The 16,805-nt window shown below is 73.6% G+C and carries 18 protein-coding genes; 8 read left to right on the forward strand and 10 right to left on the reverse strand.

The window, feature by feature from the left end:
* Positions 1-4 precede the first annotated feature (4 nt).
* Complete coding sequence (locus ACFVSN_RS23915) at positions 5-844, forward strand: serine hydrolase domain-containing protein (RefSeq protein ID WP_380439289.1); 840 nt, start codon at positions 5-7, stop codon at positions 842-844.
* A 41-nt stretch (positions 845-885) separates the two neighbouring features.
* On the opposite strand, the gene ACFVSN_RS23920 is transcribed toward ACFVSN_RS23915, so the two are convergent.
* Positions 886-1,662 (reverse strand): pirin family protein, encoded by a 777-nt coding sequence (locus ACFVSN_RS23920; protein WP_387589127.1) that lies wholly within the window; start codon positions 1,660-1,662, stop codon positions 886-888.
* Between the two features lie 206 nt (positions 1,663-1,868).
* On the opposite strand from ACFVSN_RS23920, the gene ACFVSN_RS23925 reads away from it, so the two are divergent.
* From ACFVSN_RS23925 to fabF, 5 genes are all read left to right on the forward strand, one after another.
* Positions 1,869-3,065, forward strand: a complete 1,197-nt coding sequence (locus ACFVSN_RS23925; protein WP_380439440.1) for a PucR family transcriptional regulator — start codon at positions 1,869-1,871, stop codon at positions 3,063-3,065.
* Positions 3,066-3,155: 90 nt separating this feature from the next.
* Positions 3,156-4,106: an ACP S-malonyltransferase gene (locus ACFVSN_RS23930; RefSeq protein ID WP_380439285.1), complete on the forward strand. Its 951-nt coding sequence runs from the start codon at positions 3,156-3,158 to the stop codon at positions 4,104-4,106.
* A 73-nt stretch (positions 4,107-4,179) separates the two neighbouring features.
* Positions 4,180-5,211: a beta-ketoacyl-ACP synthase III gene (locus ACFVSN_RS23935; RefSeq protein ID WP_380439283.1), complete on the forward strand. Its 1,032-nt coding sequence runs from the start codon at positions 4,180-4,182 to the stop codon at positions 5,209-5,211.
* An 80-nt stretch (positions 5,212-5,291) separates the two neighbouring features.
* Positions 5,292-5,540, forward strand: a complete 249-nt coding sequence (locus ACFVSN_RS23940; protein ID WP_380439280.1) for an acyl carrier protein — start codon at positions 5,292-5,294, stop codon at positions 5,538-5,540.
* Positions 5,541-5,673: 133 nt separating this feature from the next.
* A complete protein-coding gene (gene fabF / locus ACFVSN_RS23945) occupies positions 5,674-6,942 on the forward strand; it encodes a beta-ketoacyl-ACP synthase II (RefSeq protein WP_380439278.1) in 1,269 nt (422 codons plus the stop codon).
* 80 nt (positions 6,943-7,022) lie between these two features.
* Here the strand turns inward: fabF and ACFVSN_RS23950 are convergent, their stop codons facing one another.
* Both ACFVSN_RS23950 and ACFVSN_RS23955 read right to left on the reverse strand, forming a co-directional pair.
* Positions 7,023-7,517, reverse strand: a complete 495-nt coding sequence (locus tag ACFVSN_RS23950) for a DUF3145 domain-containing protein (RefSeq protein WP_359969683.1) — start codon at positions 7,515-7,517, stop codon at positions 7,023-7,025.
* 352 nt (positions 7,518-7,869) lie between these two features.
* Positions 7,870-8,895, reverse strand: coding sequence for an NADP-dependent oxidoreductase (locus ACFVSN_RS23955; protein WP_387956552.1), 1,026 nt, complete (start codon positions 8,893-8,895; stop codon positions 7,870-7,872).
* Between the two features lie 121 nt (positions 8,896-9,016).
* Between ACFVSN_RS23955 and ACFVSN_RS23960 the strand changes: the two genes are divergently transcribed.
* The gene (locus tag ACFVSN_RS23960; protein ID WP_329931053.1) at positions 9,017-9,484 is read left to right on the forward strand and encodes a MarR family transcriptional regulator; all 468 of its coding nucleotides are present in this window, start codon (positions 9,017-9,019) and stop codon (positions 9,482-9,484) included.
* A 119-nt stretch (positions 9,485-9,603) separates the two neighbouring features.
* Positions 9,604-11,094 carry an LCP family protein gene (locus ACFVSN_RS23965; RefSeq protein WP_387956553.1) on the forward strand — a complete coding sequence of 497 codons (1,491 nt, stop codon included), beginning with the start codon at positions 9,604-9,606 and terminating at the stop codon, positions 11,092-11,094.
* A 15-nt stretch (positions 11,095-11,109) separates the two neighbouring features.
* On the opposite strand, the gene ACFVSN_RS23970 is transcribed toward ACFVSN_RS23965, so the two are convergent.
* The 7 genes from ACFVSN_RS23970 to ACFVSN_RS24000 form a co-directional block, all read right to left on the reverse strand.
* Positions 11,110-12,027, reverse strand: a complete 918-nt coding sequence (locus tag ACFVSN_RS23970; protein WP_380445348.1) for a 1-aminocyclopropane-1-carboxylate deaminase/D-cysteine desulfhydrase — start codon at positions 12,025-12,027, stop codon at positions 11,110-11,112.
* A 9-nt stretch (positions 12,028-12,036) separates the two neighbouring features.
* Positions 12,037-12,684 (reverse strand): response regulator, encoded by a 648-nt coding sequence (locus ACFVSN_RS23975; protein ID WP_380445347.1) that lies wholly within the window; start codon positions 12,682-12,684, stop codon positions 12,037-12,039.
* 11 nt (positions 12,685-12,695) lie between these two features.
* A complete protein-coding gene (locus ACFVSN_RS23980; protein WP_380445352.1) occupies positions 12,696-13,985 on the reverse strand; it encodes a sensor histidine kinase in 1,290 nt (429 codons plus the stop codon).
* Positions 13,982-14,731 (reverse strand): ABC transporter permease, encoded by a 750-nt coding sequence (locus ACFVSN_RS23985; protein ID WP_387956554.1) that lies wholly within the window; start codon positions 14,729-14,731, stop codon positions 13,982-13,984. Before ACFVSN_RS23985 ends, ACFVSN_RS23980 begins: the two co-directional genes overlap by 4 nt.
* Positions 14,732-14,762: 31 nt before the next feature.
* Positions 14,763-15,665, reverse strand: coding sequence for an ABC transporter ATP-binding protein (locus ACFVSN_RS23990; RefSeq protein ID WP_387956555.1), 903 nt, complete (start codon positions 15,663-15,665; stop codon positions 14,763-14,765).
* A gap of 242 nt (positions 15,666-15,907) precedes the next feature.
* Positions 15,908-16,537: a GPP34 family phosphoprotein gene (locus ACFVSN_RS23995; RefSeq protein WP_380445344.1), complete on the reverse strand. Its 630-nt coding sequence runs from the start codon at positions 16,535-16,537 to the stop codon at positions 15,908-15,910.
* A 40-nt stretch (positions 16,538-16,577) separates the two neighbouring features.
* Positions 16,578-16,802, reverse strand: coding sequence for a hypothetical protein (locus tag ACFVSN_RS24000; protein ID WP_380445343.1), 225 nt, complete (start codon positions 16,800-16,802; stop codon positions 16,578-16,580).
* Between the last annotated feature and the right edge of the window lie 3 nt (positions 16,803-16,805).

The following is a 16,805-nucleotide window of genomic DNA, read 5'->3' on the forward strand; positions in this document are numbered from 1 at the left end:
GCCCATGGAGAGCTTGCGGATGATCGAGAACTGGCCCGTCCCCCACGCCGCCGCGGCGGTCGTCCGGGGCTCGGACGGAGCGGTGCTGGGCTCGCACGGACCGCAGCAGCACCTGTTCCCGCTCGCGTCGGTGACCAAGCTGCTCACCTCCTACGCCGCGCTGGTCGCCGTGGAGGAGGGAGTCTTCGAGCTCGACGACCCGGCCGGCCCGCCCGGTTCGACCGTCCGCCACCTGCTCGCCCACACCTCCGGCCTCGGCTTCGACGAGGACCGGGTGTTCGGCGAGCCGGGCAAGCGCCGCCTCTACTCCAACGCCGGCTTCGACGCGCTGGCGAACGCCCTCGCCACGGCCGCCGGGATCGAGTTCTCGCGCTACGCCGCCGAGGCGGTGTTCGAGCCGCTGGGCATGCACGACACCCTGGTCAACACCGCCCACAAGTCCCCGGCCGGCGCGGGCGGCCTGTCCACGCTCGCCGACCTCACCCGGTTCGCCGCCGAGCTGCAGTCCCCCAAGCTGCTCGACCCGTCCACCGTCCACCGGGCCACCCGCGAGGTCGCCTTCCCCGGCACCAGCGGCGTGCTGCCCGGCTACGGCCACCGCCGCCCCAACGACTGGGGCCTCGGCTTCGAGATCCGCGACGGCAAGACCCCGCACTGGACGGGCACCGCCAACTCCCCCGCGACCTTCGGCCACTTCGGCCAGTCCGGCACCTTCCTGTGGGTCGACCCGGCGGCCGGGGCCGCCTGCATCGCCCTCACCGACCGGGACTTCGGCCCCTGGGCGGCCGAGGCCTGGCCGCAGCTGTCCGACGCGGTGCTGGCCGAACTGCCGGGGCTGGCCTAGCTGCCGGGGGCTGGCCTGGCTGCCGGAGCTGGCCGGCCGAGTCAGCCGTACGAGACCGGCGAGTGCATCTCCCACAGCAGGAGTTCGGCGCCGGTCTCACCGGCCGACGGGTCCGCGAACGCGTCACCGGTGATCCGCACGCTGTCCCCCGGCACCATCGAACGCCCCTCGCCCTTCGGGCCCGGCACCGTCCGGTAGCCCAGCGCGCCGGCCGTCAGATGCGCGTAGCGCCAAGCCGCGGAGGGCAGTCGGGGCAGCGGCTGCCACGGCCCCGCGGTCGCCAGCCAGAGCGCGGCGTCGCTGCGCCGCAGCCGCAGGACGTCCGCCCCGGCGTCGCGCTCCAGCCCGGAGGCCAGCAGCGTCAACCCGCCCGCGGCCGCTTCCACCCGGCGCAGCCCGTACGCCGGGGGCGCGTCGAACGCGTCCGGCTGGAGCCACATCTGGACGAACCGGACCGGCCCCTCGGCACCGCCGACGTTGCGCTCGGTGTGGGTCACGCCCGAGCCCGCGCTCAGGTGCTGGACCATCCCCGGGCGCACCACGCCGCTGTGGCCGTGCGAATCCCGGTGCGCCAGCGCGCCCTCCAGGACCCAGGTGAGGATCTCGGTGTCCCGGTGCTTGTGCTCGTCGAACCCGGCCCCGGGCGCGAGGAGTTCCTCGTTGCAGGCGAGCAGCGCGCCGAAGTGCGTGTTCTTCGGGTCGTAGTGCCCCGAGAAGGAGAACGCGTGCCTGGTCTCGACGCCCTCGGCCGGGGTGGAGAGGTAGCGCTCGGCGGTGCGGCGGTGGTCCGCGCGGGGGCGGGCGGGGGCGTCGGTCACGGCCCCACCGTAACCGGTGTGACGGGTGCCACCGCGGCGCTCCGCCGGGGGGTGTGCACGAGCAGTGACTCACGTGAGGCAGTCTTGTCCTTGTGCCAGCCGCTTCCTCAGACGCCACCAGCGACCCCACCGAGAATCCCGCGCCGGGCGGGAAGGCCCCGGCCTCCGCACCGGGCCGCCACCGCCCCGGCCGCTCCGCGCCGCGCCTGACCCCGCAGGAGCGCAGAAACGCCGCGGACCGCGCCGAGCGCCGGGCCGCGACGCTCAAGCGGCTGGAGAAGTCCTCGGGCAAGCTGGCCAGCGCCGCGATCGCGCGGATGGACGACCAGCTCGGCTGGTACCGGCGGATGCCGCCCGAGCACCGCTCCTGGATCGGCCTGGTCGCCCAGGCGGGCATCGCCGCCTTCACCGAGTGGTACCGCCAGCCGGAGGCCGCGCAGGCGATCTCCACCGACGTCTTCGGCACCGCCCCGCGCGAGCTGACCAGGGCGATCACGCTGCGCCAGACCGTCGAGCTGATCCGCACCACGATCGAGGTGATGGAGGAGGCCATCGAGGAGGTGGCCGCCCCCGGCGACGAGGCGGACATGCGCGAGTCCGTGCTGGTCTACGCCCGGGAGATCGCCTTCGCCACCGCCCAGGTCTACGCCCAGGCGGCCGAGGCGCGCGGCGCCTGGGACGCCCGGCTGGAGGCGCTGGTCGTCAACTCGCTGCTCTCCGGCGATGCGGACGAGGGAGTGCTCTCGCGCGCCGCGGCGCTCGGCTGGGGCCAGCCGAGCCAGGTCCGGGTGGTGATGGGCAGCGCCCCGGACGGCGACAGCGAGCTGGTCGTCGAGGCGATCCGGCGGGCCGCCCGCTACGCCAAGCTGAACGTGCTGACCGGCGTCCTGGGCAAGCGCCTGGTGGTCGTGGTGGGCGGCGACAAGGAGCCGGTGCACGCGGCCCGGGCACTGATCGGCCAGTTCGCGCCGGGCCCGGTCGTGGTCGGCCCGACCGTGCCCGACCTGCTTTCGGCCACCCGTTCGGCGCACGCCGCCGCGGCCGGCCTGCGGGCCTGCGCCGCCTGGCCGGACGCCCCCCGCCCGGTGCTGGCCGACGACCTGCTGCCCGAACGCGCGCTCGCCGGCGACGAGGCAGCCCGCCGCCAGCTGGTGGAGGAGATCTACACACCGCTCGACGAGGCGGGCTCGGCCCTGCTGGAGACGCTGAGCGTCTACCTGGAGCAGGCCTCCTCGCTGGAGGGCGCCGCCCGGATGCTCTTCGTCCACCCGAACACGGTGCGCTACCGGCTCCGACGTGTGACCGACGTCACGGGCTATGCGCCATCGGACGTTCGATCGGCGTTCACGCTGCGGATCGCCCTGGCCCTCGGCCGACTGACGTCCGTCGGCGAGCAGGGCTGACCAGGATGTAGGGAACTTACAATCCCGGATGGTTTTCTTCGTTACCGTCGCCTACCCGCCCCCGGGCGCCTGGCGAGAGAGGGTTGAACCGTGCTCGTAATCGTCGCCCCTGGACAGGGTGCCCAGACCCCCGGTTTCCTCAGCCCCTGGCTGGAGGTCGACGGTGTCGCCGACCGCCTGAGCGGCTGGTCGGAGGTCGCCGGACTCGACCTCCTGCACGCCGGCACGGAGGCTTCCGCGGAGGAGATCAAGGACACCGCCGTCGCCCAGCCGCTGCTGGTCGCCGCCGGCCTGGTCACCGCCCGCGCGCTCTTCCCCGACGAGACCGCCGCCCGTTCCCTGGTCGGCGCCGTGGCCGGCCACAGCGTCGGTGAGATCACCGCCGCCGCCGGCGCCGGTGTGCTCGGCGCCCACGACGCGCTGACCTTCGTCCGGGAGCGCAGCCGCGCGATGGCCGAGGCCGCCGCCGTCACCGAGACCGGCATGACCGCCGTCCTCGGCGGCGACCCGGAGGCCGTCGCGGCCAAGCTGACCGAGCACGGCCTGACCCCGGCCAACAACAACGGCGGCGGCCAGATCGTCGCTGCCGGCACGCTCGCCCAGCTGGAGGCGCTGAAGGCGGACCCGCCGACCGGCGCCCGGCTGATCCCGCTGAAGGTGGCGGGCGCCTTCCACACCGAGCACATGGCCCCGGGCGTCGAGCGGCTGGCGAAGCTGGCCCCGACCCTGACCGTGGCCGATCCGCAGGTGCGCTACGTCTCCAACCGGGACGGCGCGGTGGTCTCCTCCGGCACCGAGGTGCTGGAGCGTCTGGTGTCGCAGGTCTCCAACCCGGTCCGCTGGGACCTCTGCATGGAGACGCTGGCCGCGCTGGGCGCGACCGCCGTGATCGAGCTGGCCCCCGCGGGCACGCTCACCGGCCTGGTCAAGCGCAACCTCAAGGGTGTGGCGACGCTCGCCCTCAAGACCCCCGCCGACCTCGACAAGGCTCGCGAGCTGATCGCGGAGCACGGCGGTAAGGACCAGGAGAGCCAGGCATGAGTGAGCGCAGCGAACGAATGATCGGCAGGTGCGCATCTTGCGAAGCGACCGCCGAGCGCAGCGAGGTGGCCGCATGAGCAAGCCGCAGATTCGTCCTTCGACCGGGGCCGAGTACTCACGGATCCACGGCGTGGGCGGTTACCGTCCCGTCCGCGTGATCCCGAACTCCGAGGTCCTGGAGTGGATCGAGTCCTCGGACGAGTGGATCCGCACCCGCAGCGGCATCGCCGAGCGCCGTTGGGCCGGTCCGGAGGAGAGCGTCGCCGAGATGTCGGTGCAGGCCGCCGGCAAGGCCATCGCCCAGGCCGGGATCGCCCCCGACCAGATCGGCGGCGTCATCGTCGCGACCGTCTCGCACCTCAAGCAGACCCCCGCGATCGCCACCGAGATCGCCGAGCGCCTGGGCTGCGGCACCGCCCCGGCCTTCGACATCTCGGCCGCCTGCGCCGGCTTCGGCTACGGCCTGGGCCTGGCCGACGGCATGATCCGCGGCGGCAGCGCCGAGTACGTGCTGGTGATCGGCGTCGAGCGGCTGAGCGACCTGACCGACCAGTCGGACCGCTCGACCGCGTTCATCTTCGGCGACGGCGCCGGCGCCGCGATCGTCGGCCCCTCCGACACCCCCGGCATCGGCAAGGTGATCTGGGGTTCGGACGGCTCGCAGAAGGACGTCATCTCGCAAACCCAGGCCTGGGACACCGCGTTCGCCAAGCCCGACGCCGTCAACGGCGCGGGTGAGGAGGCCAAGTGGCCGGCCCTGCGGATGGAGGGCCAGACGGTCTTCCGCTGGGCCGTCTGGGAGATGGCCAAGGTGGCCCAGCAGGCGCTGGACGCCGCCGGCATCACCGCCGACCAGCTCGGCGCCTTCATCCCGCACCAGGCCAACATGCGCATCACCGATGCCATGATCAAGGCCCTCAAGCTGCCCGACTCGGTGCCGGTCGCCCGCGACATCACCGAAACCGGGAACACCTCGGCGGCCTCCATCCCGTTGGCGATGGAGCGCATGCTGGAGAGCGGCGAGGCCCGCAGCGGAGACCTCGCGCTGATCATCGGGTTCGGGGCGGGTCTCGTGTACGCCGCGGCAGTCGTTACGCTCCCCTAGGCGCGTTTCGCCCCACTCATCCGCAAGCCTGCGTCCGTCCGCCGGTCGGACGCGTTCAACACCGAAGAGGAGCAGCCAGTATGGCTATGGACAAGGCCGAGGTCCTGGAAGGTCTCGCCGAGATCGTCAACGAGATCGCCGGCATCCCGACCGAGGACGTCCAGATCGACAAGTCGTTCACCGACGACCTGGACGTCGACTCGCTCTCCATGGTCGAGGTCGTCGTGGCCGCCGAGGAGCGCTTCGACGTCAAGATCCCGGACGACGAGGTCAAGAACCTGAAGACCGTCGGCGACGCCGTCGAGTACATCGTCACCAACGCCGCCTGAGCGGTCGCGTGATCGTCGGTCGGCTCGCCGAGTCGGCCGACCCGCCGGCCGGGCCGCCCCCACCGGGCGCCCGGCCGGGCCCCACCCCCCGGCTCGCCGCCGACCCCGCACCAACGTGAGAGAAGAAGAACCAGTGACCGCTGAAAACCGTACCGTGGTCGTCACGGGTATCGGCGCCTTCACGCCGCTGGGCGGCGACGCCGCCACCACCTGGGAGAACCTGGTGGCGGGCCGTTCCGGAGTGTCGGCCCTGACCGAGGAGTGGGCCGCGGACCTGCCCGTCCGCATCGCCGCCCGCACCGCGGTCGACCCCGGCGAGATCCTGCCCCGCCCGCTGGCCCGCAAGCTGGACCGCTCGGCGCAGTTCGCGCTGATCGCCGCCCGCGAGGCCTGGGCCGACGCCGGCTACGAGACCCCGGCCACCGACGAGTCCTCCAAGCTCGCCCCCGAGCGCCTCGGCGCGGTCATCGCCTCCGGCATCGGCGGCGTGACCACCCTCCTCGACCAGTACGACGTACTGAAGGAGAAGGGCTCCCGCAAGGTCTCCCCGCACACCGTCCCGATGCTGATGCCCAACTCCCCGGCGGCCAACGTCGGCCTGGAGGTCGGCGCCCGCGCGGGTGTGCACACCCCCGTCTCCGCCTGCGCCTCCGGCGCCGAGGCGATCGGCTACGCGATCGAGATGATCCGCAGCGGCCGCGCCGACGTCGTGGTGGCCGGCGGCACCGAGGCCGCGATCCACCCGCTGCCGATCGCCGCGTTCGCCAACATGATGGCGATGTCCAAGAACAACGACGATCCCGAGCGCGCCTCGCGCCCGTACGACAAGGGCCGCGACGGCTTCGTCCTCGGCGAGGGCGCCGGCGTCGTCGTGCTGGAGTCGGTCGAGCACGCCGAGGCCCGCGGGGCCCGGATCTACTGCGAGGCCGTGGGCCAGGGCCTGTCCTCGGACGCCCACCACATCGCCCAGCCCGAGCCGACCGGCGCCGGCGTGGCCCGCGCGCTGGCCGACCTGTTCGACCGCAACACCCTCGACAAGGCCGAGATCGTGCACGTCAACGCGCACGCCACCTCGACCCCGCAGGGCGACACCGCCGAGCTGAAGGCGCTGCGCAAGGAGCTCGGCGAGCACCTGGACCACATCGCCGTCTCGGCCACCAAGTCGATGACCGGCCACCTGCTGGGCGGCGCCGGCGGCATCGAGACCGTCGCCACCGTGCTGGCCCTCTACAACCGGCTCGCCCCGCCGACCATCAACGTCGAGGAGCTCGACGACGACGTGGACGCGGACATCGTGCGCGACGAGGCCCGCGCGCTGCCCGCCGAGGGCCGGATCGCGGCGCTGAACAACTCGTTCGGCTTCGGCGGCCACAACGTGGTGCTGGCCTTCCGCACCCGCTGACCCGCCCGTACGTCCGGAAGGGGCCGGCGCTCTTCGTGAGCGCCGGCCCCTTCCGTCGTTCCGGGGGTGCGTGCCGGAGGTCAGACCACCTGGTGCAGCCAGCGCACCGGCGCGCCCTCACCGGCGTACCGGAACGGCTCCAGCTCGTCGTCCCAGGGCTTGCCGAGCAGCCGGGAGATCTCGGCCTCCAGGTCGGCCCCCTCGCTGCGGGCGCGCAGCAGGACGGCGCGCAGCCGGTCCTCGGGGATCAGGATGTCCCCGTGGATGCCCGTGACGGCGTGGAAGATGCCGAGCGAGGGCGTGCTGCTGTAGCGCTCGCCCTCCGCCGTGGCGCAGGGCTCGCTGGTGACCTCGTACCGCATCAGCTGCCAGCCGCGCAGCGCGGAGGCGAGCTTCGAGGCCGTTCCGGGCTCACCCTGCCAGGAGAGCTCGGCGCGCCAGTGTCCGGGTGCGACCGGCTGGCGGATCCAGTCCAGGCTCACCCGCACACCGAGCACTCCCGCGACGGCCCACTCGACGTGCGGGCACAGCGCGCGGGGCGCGGAGTGGATGTAGAGAACTCCACGTGTCGTCACCGGGACCTCCAGGCTGTGGACGAGGGTCGCCTTCCCCAGCTGCCTCGTGCCTGCAGTTGATCCACAGTTACCCACGTTTGCCGACATTAAGCCACTAAATTGAGCAAAACGGACAGGCTTTCGCTCAATGCTAGTCGAATCCTCAACGAGGTCTACCCCTCGGCCGGATCTCTCCCCCGAACGGCCCCATCGCCAGGCGGGACCACCGTACCGCGCCGCCCCGCACGATGGATGACGTGCTTTCGGATCCGGCCGGAATACGGTAGTGCGACGACCCTCCCTGCGCCGTGCATGCAAACCGCCCCGCGCGCCCGGGGCGGGCGGCGGGGCGGTCGGATTTCCTGATGACGGGTCAGGCGTCCAGGCGGACGACCATCTTGCCGGTGTTGGCGCCGCGCAGCAGGTCGATGAAGGCCTCCACCGCGTTCTCGAAGCCGTCCACCACGGTTTCGTCGGAACGGAGTTCGCCGGCCGCGAGCCAGCCCGCGACCTCGCCGACGAACTGCGGCTGGAGCGCGGCGTGGTCGCCGACCAGCATGCCCTCCAGGCGCAGCCGCTTGCCGATCGCGAGCGCGAGGTTGCGCGGGGCGGCGGGCGCGGTGGTGTCGTTGTACTGGGCGATGGCACCGCAGAGCACCGCGCGGCCGTGCACGCCGAGCGCGCCGATCGCGGCCTCCAGGTGGTCGCCGCCGACGTTGTCGAAGTAGAGGTCGATGCCCTCCGGGGCGACCTTGGCGAGCTGCTCGGCGACCGGGCCGTCCTTGTAGTTGAAGGCGGCGTCGAAGCCGTACTCGTCCACCAGCTTGGCGACCTTCTCCGCGGAGCCGGCCGAGCCGACCACCAGGGAGGCGCCCTTGAGCCGGGCGATCTGGCCGACCAGCGAGCCGACCGCGCCGGCCGCGCCGGAGACGAAGACCTTGTCCCCCTCCTTGAGGGCGCCCACGGCGAGCAGGCCCGCGTAGGCGGTCAGGCCGGGCATGCCGAGCACGCCGAGGTAGGCGGAGAGCGGGGCGGCGGTGGCGTCGACCTTGACGGCGCGCTTGGCGTCGACGGTCGCGTACTCGCGCCAGCCGAGGCCGTGCAGCACGGCGTCGCCGGGGGCGAAGCCCTCGGCCTCCGAGGCGACGACGTAGCCGACGGCGCCGCCGTCCATGGCCTCGCCCAGCCGGAACGGCGGCAGGTAGGACTTCACGTCGTTCATCCGGCCGCGCATGTACGGGTCGACCGAGAGGAAGGCGTTGCGGACCAGGATCTCGCCCGGGCCGGGGGTGCGGACCGGGGCCTCGACGAGGGCGAAGTCGGCCGGGACCGGCCAGCCCTGCGGACGCGCGGCGAGGTGCCACTCACGGGCGGTGGTCGGCGCTGCCTGCTCTGCCATCGGATTGTTCCTTTGTTCCTGGGAGTGATCGGCGGTGTCTCACACATGAAATGTTGAGTGAATGAAGTAACGATGGACATGAAAGGTTCAGGTTGTCAACTTTTCAGGTAGACTGTGCCCCATGGAGACGCAGCCGACCGCGGCCGCCACGCCGCAGCAGCCCGACGAGATCACCCGCGAGGTCGTCGACCTCATGGCCAACCTGGTCGCGCTCTTCCACCGCGAGTACGAGGACGCCGCGGCCGCCCGGTCGCTCACCGGGGCCCAGGCCAAGGTGCTCGCCCTCCTGCGCCGGGGGCCGATGCCGATGCGGCAGATCGCCCAGACGCTCAGCTGTGAGCCGTCGAACATCACCGGCATCGTCGACCGCTTGGAGTCCCGCGGCTTCGTGACCAGGGAGGCCGACCGGCAGGACCGCCGGGTCAAGCTGGTCGCCGCCACCGACAGCGGCGCCGCCGCCTCCGAGGAGTTGCGCGAGTCGCTGAACTTCGCCCGCGAGCCGCTGGCCGCGCTCGGCCAGGACGAGCGGACGGTCCTGCGCGACCTGCTCCGACGGATGCTCACGGGCGCCTCCGGACCCGGAGCGTGACCAGCATCACAGGCGCGGGCGCCGAACCCGGACCTTCACCGAGGTAACCGAACGCCTTCCCGAAACGTCTAATGTTCGAACACCGAACAGCAACAGACGAAGACGGGGGGACCGCGAGGATGAGCAGCAGCTCGCCCAGGCGGCGTTTCCTGCGGACCGCCATCGGCCTGGCCGCCGTCCTGGTGCTGTCCGTCGTGGGGGCCGGGGCCTGGTTCTACCACCGGCTCGACCACAACATCACCACGTTCGACGCGGGCGGCGTCGCCACCGAGCGCCCGCCCGCGCCCGCCCCGGCGACGCCGGGCGCCCAGGTGCCGGTCAACGTCCTGCTGCTCGGCTCGGACACCCGGGACGACGGCAACGACGCGCTCGGCGGCGGCGACGAGGGCGTCGGCAACTCGGACACCGCGATCCTGGTGCACATATACGCGGACCACAAGCACGCCGTCGGCGTCTCGATACCCCGGGACACCCTGGTCACGATCCCGTCCTGCAAGCTGCAGGACGGCACCTGGACCAGGCCGCGCAACGACCAGATGTTCAACTCGGCCTTCAGCCTGGGCCAGTTCGCGCACGGCAACCCGGCCTGCACGCAGAACACCGTCGAGAGCCTCACCGGCCTGCGGATCGACCACACCGTCGTGGTCGACTTCAAGGGCGCGGCCGCGATGACCGAGGCCATCGGCGGCGTGGACGCCTGCGTGCCCAACGACGTCGACCAGTACGGCATCCACCTCAAGAAGGGCCTGCAGAAGCTCTCCGGACAGTCCGCGGTGGACTACCTGAGGACGCGGCACGGCATCGGCGACGGCTCGGACATAGGCCGGATGAAGCGCCAGCAGGCCTTCCTCTCCTCGATGATCAAGAAGGTCCAGGCCCAGGGCTTCTCGCTGCCCACCCTGCTGCCGCTGGCCGACGCGGCCACCAAGTCGCTCACCGTGGACGAGGGCCTCGGCACCGCGATGAAGCTCGTGGACTTCGCCCGGTCCGTCCAGGACATCAAGCTCTCCGACGTCACCTTCGTCACCGCGCCCTGGCGCTTCGCCGGGGAGCGCGTCCGGCTGGTGCAGCCCGACGCGGACACCCTGTGGAAGCTGCTCAAGGAGGACCGCACCCTCGACGGTCAGGGCACCGCGGGCACGGGCGCGGCCACCGCGTCCGCGAGCGCCGGCGCGACGGCGTCCGCCTCCGCCGGGCCGCTCGCGCCCGAGCAGGCCGCGGCGCCGGTCGTCGTGGTCAACGGGGTCGGCACCTCGGGCCTGGCCGGCTCCGGCGCGGCGGCGCTCAAGGCGCGCGGCTTCACGAACGTCACGCTCGGCGCCAACGACCCCGGGCGGCAGACCACCCAGGTCTTCTACGACCCGGCGCTGAAGGCCGCCGCCGACCAGGTGGCCGCCCTCTTCCCGGGGGCCAAGGCCGTCGAGGAACCCGGCAGCGGGGCGGTCACCGTCACCCTCGGCCGCGACTACCAGCCGGCCGGCACCCAGATCAACGACCTGGGCGCGAGCCCGAGTCCGACCGCGACGGTGCCCGGCGGGATCCCGACGGGCATAGCGGAGAACGAGCGCAACGCCGACACCGACCCCTGCACGAACCTCACGTTCGGGTAGGACGCCGGGCAGGGCTCAGACCGGGTCCGGCAGGCCCGTGACGACGGCCGTCAGACGGGTGCCGCGGGGGAACTCCCCCTCGGCGGCCAGGTCGTGGAGGGCGGCCAGGAGCTTCGCGACGTACCGGCGCTCCAGCGCGACGCCGTGTCGGCGCTCGAACCGCTCGGCGAAGGCGGCGAGTTCGGGCCGGACCTTGCCGTAGCCGCCGCCGTGGTGGGCGTGGTCGATCCGCCAGTTGCCGAACTCCCGCCCGTACGCGGCCCGGTGGAGCCGCGCGACCTCGTCCTCCAGGTAACCCGCGCCGCCGCGCAGCACCGCCACGCCGAGCGCCCGGGCACCGGACGGCAGGCCCGCCGCGATCCCGGCCAGCGTGCCGCCGGTGCCGACCGGACAGCAGACGACGTCACGGGCGCCGAGGTCGGTCAGCTCGGCCGGGATCGCCGCCGCGCCGATCGCGGCGAGCGCGTTGGAACCGCCCTCGGGGAGCACCAGGCACGGGCCCCACCGCCGTTGCAGCGCCGCCCGGCCCTCCGCATCGGCGGAGCCACTGCGGCCGGTCGCCTCGCGGTACTCCGTGCGGGACAGGAAGGCGAGCTCCATCCCGGCCGCCTCGGCCGCCCGCAGCGACCAGTTGCGCGGCCGGCCGGCCAGCTCGTCGCCGCGGACGAGTCCGACGCTCTCCAGCCCCAGCGCCGCGGCGGCCACCGCGACCGCGCGCAGGTGCGTGGAGTACGCGCCGCCGAAGGTGAGCAGCCGGGTATGGCCCTGCTCGACCGCCGCCGCCAGGTTGGGCCCGAGCTTGCGCCACTTGTTGCCGGGGACGGCCGGGTGCAGGAGGTCGTCCCGCTTGAGCCGGAGCTCGACCCCGGCCCGGGCGAGCGCCTCGTCGGTGCAGTCCACCAGCGGGGTCGGCAGCAGAGCAGGTTCGAGCACCGTCCCAGGTTACCGAGGCGGCGTCGGCGTCAGCAGGCCCAGGTTGTAGCCGGCGGCGACGGCGGACGCGCGGTCCTTGACGTCGAGCTTCGTGTAGATGTGGATGAGGTGGGTCTTCACCGTCGCCTCGCTGATGAACAGCCGGGCCGCGGCCTCTCGGTTGGTCGCGCCGGAGGCGACCAACTCCAGCACCTCCACCTCGCGCGGACTGAGCGCCTCCCGGACCGGCTCGCGGACCTGGCCGAGCAGTTTGGCGGCGACCGTCGGCGCGATCACCGAGGCGCCGCGGGCGGCCTCCCGGACGGCGTGGAAGAGCTCCTCGCGGGCCGCGTCCTTGAGCAGGTAGCCGGTCGCGCCGGCCCGGACGGCGGGCAGCACGTCCGCGTCGGTGTCGTACGTCGTGAGCACCAGCACCCGGCTGGTCAGGCCGCGCTCGGCCATCGTGCGGATCGTCGTGACGCCGTCCATCCGCGGCATCCGCAGGTCCATCAGCACGACGTCCGGGAGCAGCGCGGCGATCAGCGGCAGCGCCTCCGCGCCGTCGCCGGCCTCGCCGACCACCTCGAAGCCGGGGGCGGCGGTGAACATGCCGCGCAGCCCGTCCCTGACCACCGGGTGGTCGTCGACCAGCAGCAGCCTGATCGGTGCCTCGTTCACGAAGGTCCCCCTCATTCCTCGATGCCGATCGCCGGCAGGGTCGCGGTCACCGTGGTGCCGGCGCCCGGTTCGGTCTCCAGGTCGAGCCGGCCCGCGAGGCGCTCGGCGCGGCGGCGCATCACGGCGAGACCGTAGCCGCCGCCGGTGGCCCGGGAGGCCGGTTCGGCGGCCGGGTCGAAGCCGACCCCGTCGTCCCGGACGTCCAGGGTGACGAGGCCCGGCATGTAGGAGAGCGTCAGTCCGACCCGGCCCGCCCGCGCGTACTTGGCGGCGTTGGCGAGCGACTCCTGGGCGATCCGCAGCAGCGTCACCTCGACCTCGGGGTGCAGCGGGCGGGCCTCGCCGGTGACGGTCAGCCCGGCGGTCGTGCCGTTGCGCTCCTGCCACTGCTCGGCGAGCTCGGCCAGCGCCTCCGGCAGGGCGGCGCGCTCCAGTTCCAGCGGGCGCAGCGCGTGGACGGCCCGGCGGGCCTGGGTGAGGCTCTCGCGGGCGAGGCCGGCCGCGTTGTCGAGGTGGCGGCGCCACTGCTCGACCGGGGTGTCCTGCTCGCGGGCCAGGTCGGCGGCCTGGAGCTGGGTGACGATGCCGGCCAGGCCCTGGGCGACGGTGTCGTGCAGTTCGCGGGCGAGCCGGCGGCGCTCGTCGGCGGCCCCGGCCTCGCGGGCCTGGACCAGGAGCTGGGCGTGCAGTCCGGCGTTCTCGGCGAGCATCTCGGTCAGCAGCCGGTTGGCCTCGGCGAGTTCGGCGTTGGCGGCCTTGCGGCGCAGGCTCAGCCGGTCGGTGACCTCGCTGAGCGCGAGGATCACGCCGACGACCACCAGGTTGAAGGCCATGACCGCGAGGAGCCCGCCGACCTGGGCGGCGCCGGCGGGCAGCACCCCGCCGGTCTGGGAGAGCGCGCTCGGCACGGTGGTGGCCGCCGCGCCGGCGATCCGGGCCCGGCCGCGCAGGTACCGGGCGGCGTGCAGGTAGCCGGTGAAGGCGAAGAACCCGAAGTACGGGTTGTCCAGCACCAGGACGGTGATCAGCACCAGCAGGACGGCGAAGTGGGCACCGGCCCAGCGGGCGCGCCCGTCCGGGAGCGGCCGGCGGTCGAGGGCGGAGCGCAGCACCAGCCACAGGAACGCGGCGGCCGCCGCCGGGAGGGTGGCGGCGGCGGAGCGCGCGGTCGGGACCGGGACCAGGAGGGCCAGCGCGAGGGCGATCAGCAGGGCGACGTAGCACAGCGGGCCGATCAGCCGGTCCAGGCGGTGCTGCCAGTCGCCGAGGGTGTTCTCGTCCGCGGCCGGCTCCTTGATCATTCCCACCGGAACAGCTTGGCAGCGGCGGCGCCCGCGAGCACCGCGTACGCGGCGAGTGTGAGCAGGCCCACGGCGTGCGGGAAGTGTCCGTTCCAGGAGTCCTGGAGGGCCTGGACGGCGGCGCCGCTCGGGGTGAAGTCGCCGATCCGGTCGAGCAGCGCGGGCGACATGTCGCGGGGCAGCCAGATCCCGGAGAAGAACATCATCGGGAAGAAGGCGAGGGCGCCGACCGCGTTGCCGGCCTTGGCCGAGGGGACGAACGAGGCGATCAGCAGGCCGACCGACATCATCGCGGCGGCGGCGAGCACGAAGGCCAGCAGGAAGCCCAGCGGCTGGCGCGGCAGCGGCACCCCGAGGGCCAGCCCGCCGAGGACGACCAGCAGCACCGAGACGGTCGCGATGCCGACGTACATCGGCACGAGCGCGCCGAACAGCAGCCCCGGGCGGACCGGGCTGGCCGACATCCGGCGCAGCACGCCGCGCTCGCGGTAGGCGGAGAGCAGCGACGGCAGGCCGTTGAGGCCGAGCAGCAGCAGGGTGAAGACGGCCAGGATCGGCGCGTACAGCTGGATGGTGCTCATGCCGTGCAGGTCGGGCGAGGTGCGGCGCAGGGCCGGGATGCAGCCGAGGACGACCAGCAGCAGGACCGGGAAGGCCAGGCTGAAGAACGCGGTCAGCGGGTCGCGGAGGAACAGGCGGGCCTCGACGGTGGCCATCCGGCGGACGGCGTGGACGGTGTGGTTCATGGCGGTGGGTCCGTTTCTGGAGTGCGGTGGCTCAGGCGTGGTGGCGGGTGAGGGCGAGGTAGGCGTCGTCGAGGCTGTGCTCGCGGATCCGCAGGCCGGTGACGACGATGCCCTCGCGGGCGAGCAGGCCGGTCACCTCGTCGGCGAAGTCCCCGGTGCCGGTGACCTCGATCCGGCCGTCCCGCTCCTCGACGGCGGTAACCCCGGGCAGGGCGGCCAGCCGGGCGGTGTCCAGCGGCACGGTGGGGCGGAAGCCCAGGGTGCCGCCGGTGCCGGAGCGGGCGACCAGCTCGGCCGGGGTGCCGGCGGCGACGATCCGCCCGCCGTCCAGGACGGCGGCCCGGTCGCAGAGCGCCTCGACCTCGTCCATGAAGTGCGAGACCAGCACCACCGTCACGCCGTTGTCGCGGATCCGGCGGACCAGCTCCCAGGTGTCCCGGCGGCCCTGCGGGTCGAGCGCGGTGGTCAGCTCGTCCAGGAACGCCACCTCCGGGTCGCCGACCAGCGCGAGGGCGATGAACAGCCGCTGGCGCTGGCCGCCGGAGAGCTTGTCGAAGGGCGTCCGGACCTCGCCAGCCAGCCCCCACTCGTCGAGCAGCTCGCGCGGCTCCCGCGGCTTCGGGTAGAGGGCGGCGTACAGCTCCAGCGCCTCTCCGACCCGCAGCGCGCCCTGCAGCTGGGCCTGCTGGAGCTGGATGCCGATCCGGGGGCGCAGCTTGTGCGCGTCGCGGACCGGGTCCAGGCCGAGCACCCGGACGGTCCCGGAGTCGGCCCGGCGCAGGCCCTCGCAGCACTCGACGGCGGTGGTCTTGCCGGCGCCGTTCGGGCCCAGCAGGCCGAACACCTCGCCGCGCTCCACGGTGAAGGACACGTCCTCCAGCACCTGGCGCCGCCCGTACGCCTTCCGCAGGCCCGCCACCTCGATCACGGCCATCGTGCCGCTCCCTCCCGTTCGTCCCGGGCGCTCCCCGGCTCACAACGAGCTTCCCGCGCGGGGGCCTTGCGGCGGATCGACCAGCCGGTCCTATCGCTCGGACGATGCGGTGGAGCGCCGATCAACCGATCGGTGGATGGCGGGTGGCGGCGCCGGGGGCGGACAGCACGGAGCCCGGCCGCCGGATCGGCGGCCGGGCTCACGGTCGAGCGGTCGTGCGGTCGTGCGGTCGTGCGGTCGGGTCAGCCCGCCCCGCCGTCCGAGTTCTGGGCGTCGACCGCGCGGCGCAGGGCGCGCCGGATGGGGCCGGTGACGGGGGCCAGCTTGTCGATCCTGGCCCGGAACTCGCGGCGCCGGCGCCACGTCAGGACCGAGCCCAGCCGGGCGCCGTCGGCCAGCGCGACCAGGGCGGCGTCGGCCCGGTCGACCCGGCTGAGCGGGCCCTTCAGCGCCGACGTGATGCCCGAGGCCAACGCCTTGTGCACCCGGGGCTCCGGCAGGGTGACCCGGGCGACCGGGAAGATCCCGAGGACCCGGCGCTTCTCGACCCGGATCCGGCCATCGGCCGCGAGCCCGTCGCGAACCATGTGCGACGGAAATCCCTGGCGCCCGATCCAGCTCTTCCAGCTGCGCCGGCGTCCCTGGCGAATCTGCTCCAGCAGCCGGGCGGACAGCGGGTCGAGGCCGTCGGCCGCGCCGTCGACGCCGACCGGGTGCCGGCCGTCGTCGCGGATCAGCCCGCGGTGGAGGAGTTCGGTGAGCGCCGCCGCCCGCAGGGCCGGGTCGAGGTTCAGGGTGCCGGTGTGCCGCCCGCGCTCGGGGTCGTAGGCCAGCAGGTACAGCTTCTCCGGGAGGGTGGTGGGCACGTCCATCGTGGGCTCCAGGCTGGGGACGGTTGGGTGGGCCGCCCGGTCAGTCGGCGTCGGGGCCGTCCTCCGGGCTCTCCTTGGGCGGTCGGCCGCGCCGGGGAAGCGTCGCCGCACCGCTGGGCATCCGCCCCGCGTCGGTGAGGGCGCGGCGGAGCAGGAACTCGATCTGTGCATTCGCGCTGCGCAGTTCGTCCGCCGCCCACCGGGCCAGCGCGTCGTGCACCGCCGGGTCCAGGCGCAGCAGGATCTTCTTCCGCTCGGTCGCCAACGC

Origin of the sequence: Kitasatospora sp. NPDC057904 (genome assembly GCF_042887925.1) — a bacterium.
Taxonomy (GTDB): domain Bacteria; phylum Actinomycetota; class Actinomycetes; order Streptomycetales; family Streptomycetaceae; genus Kitasatospora.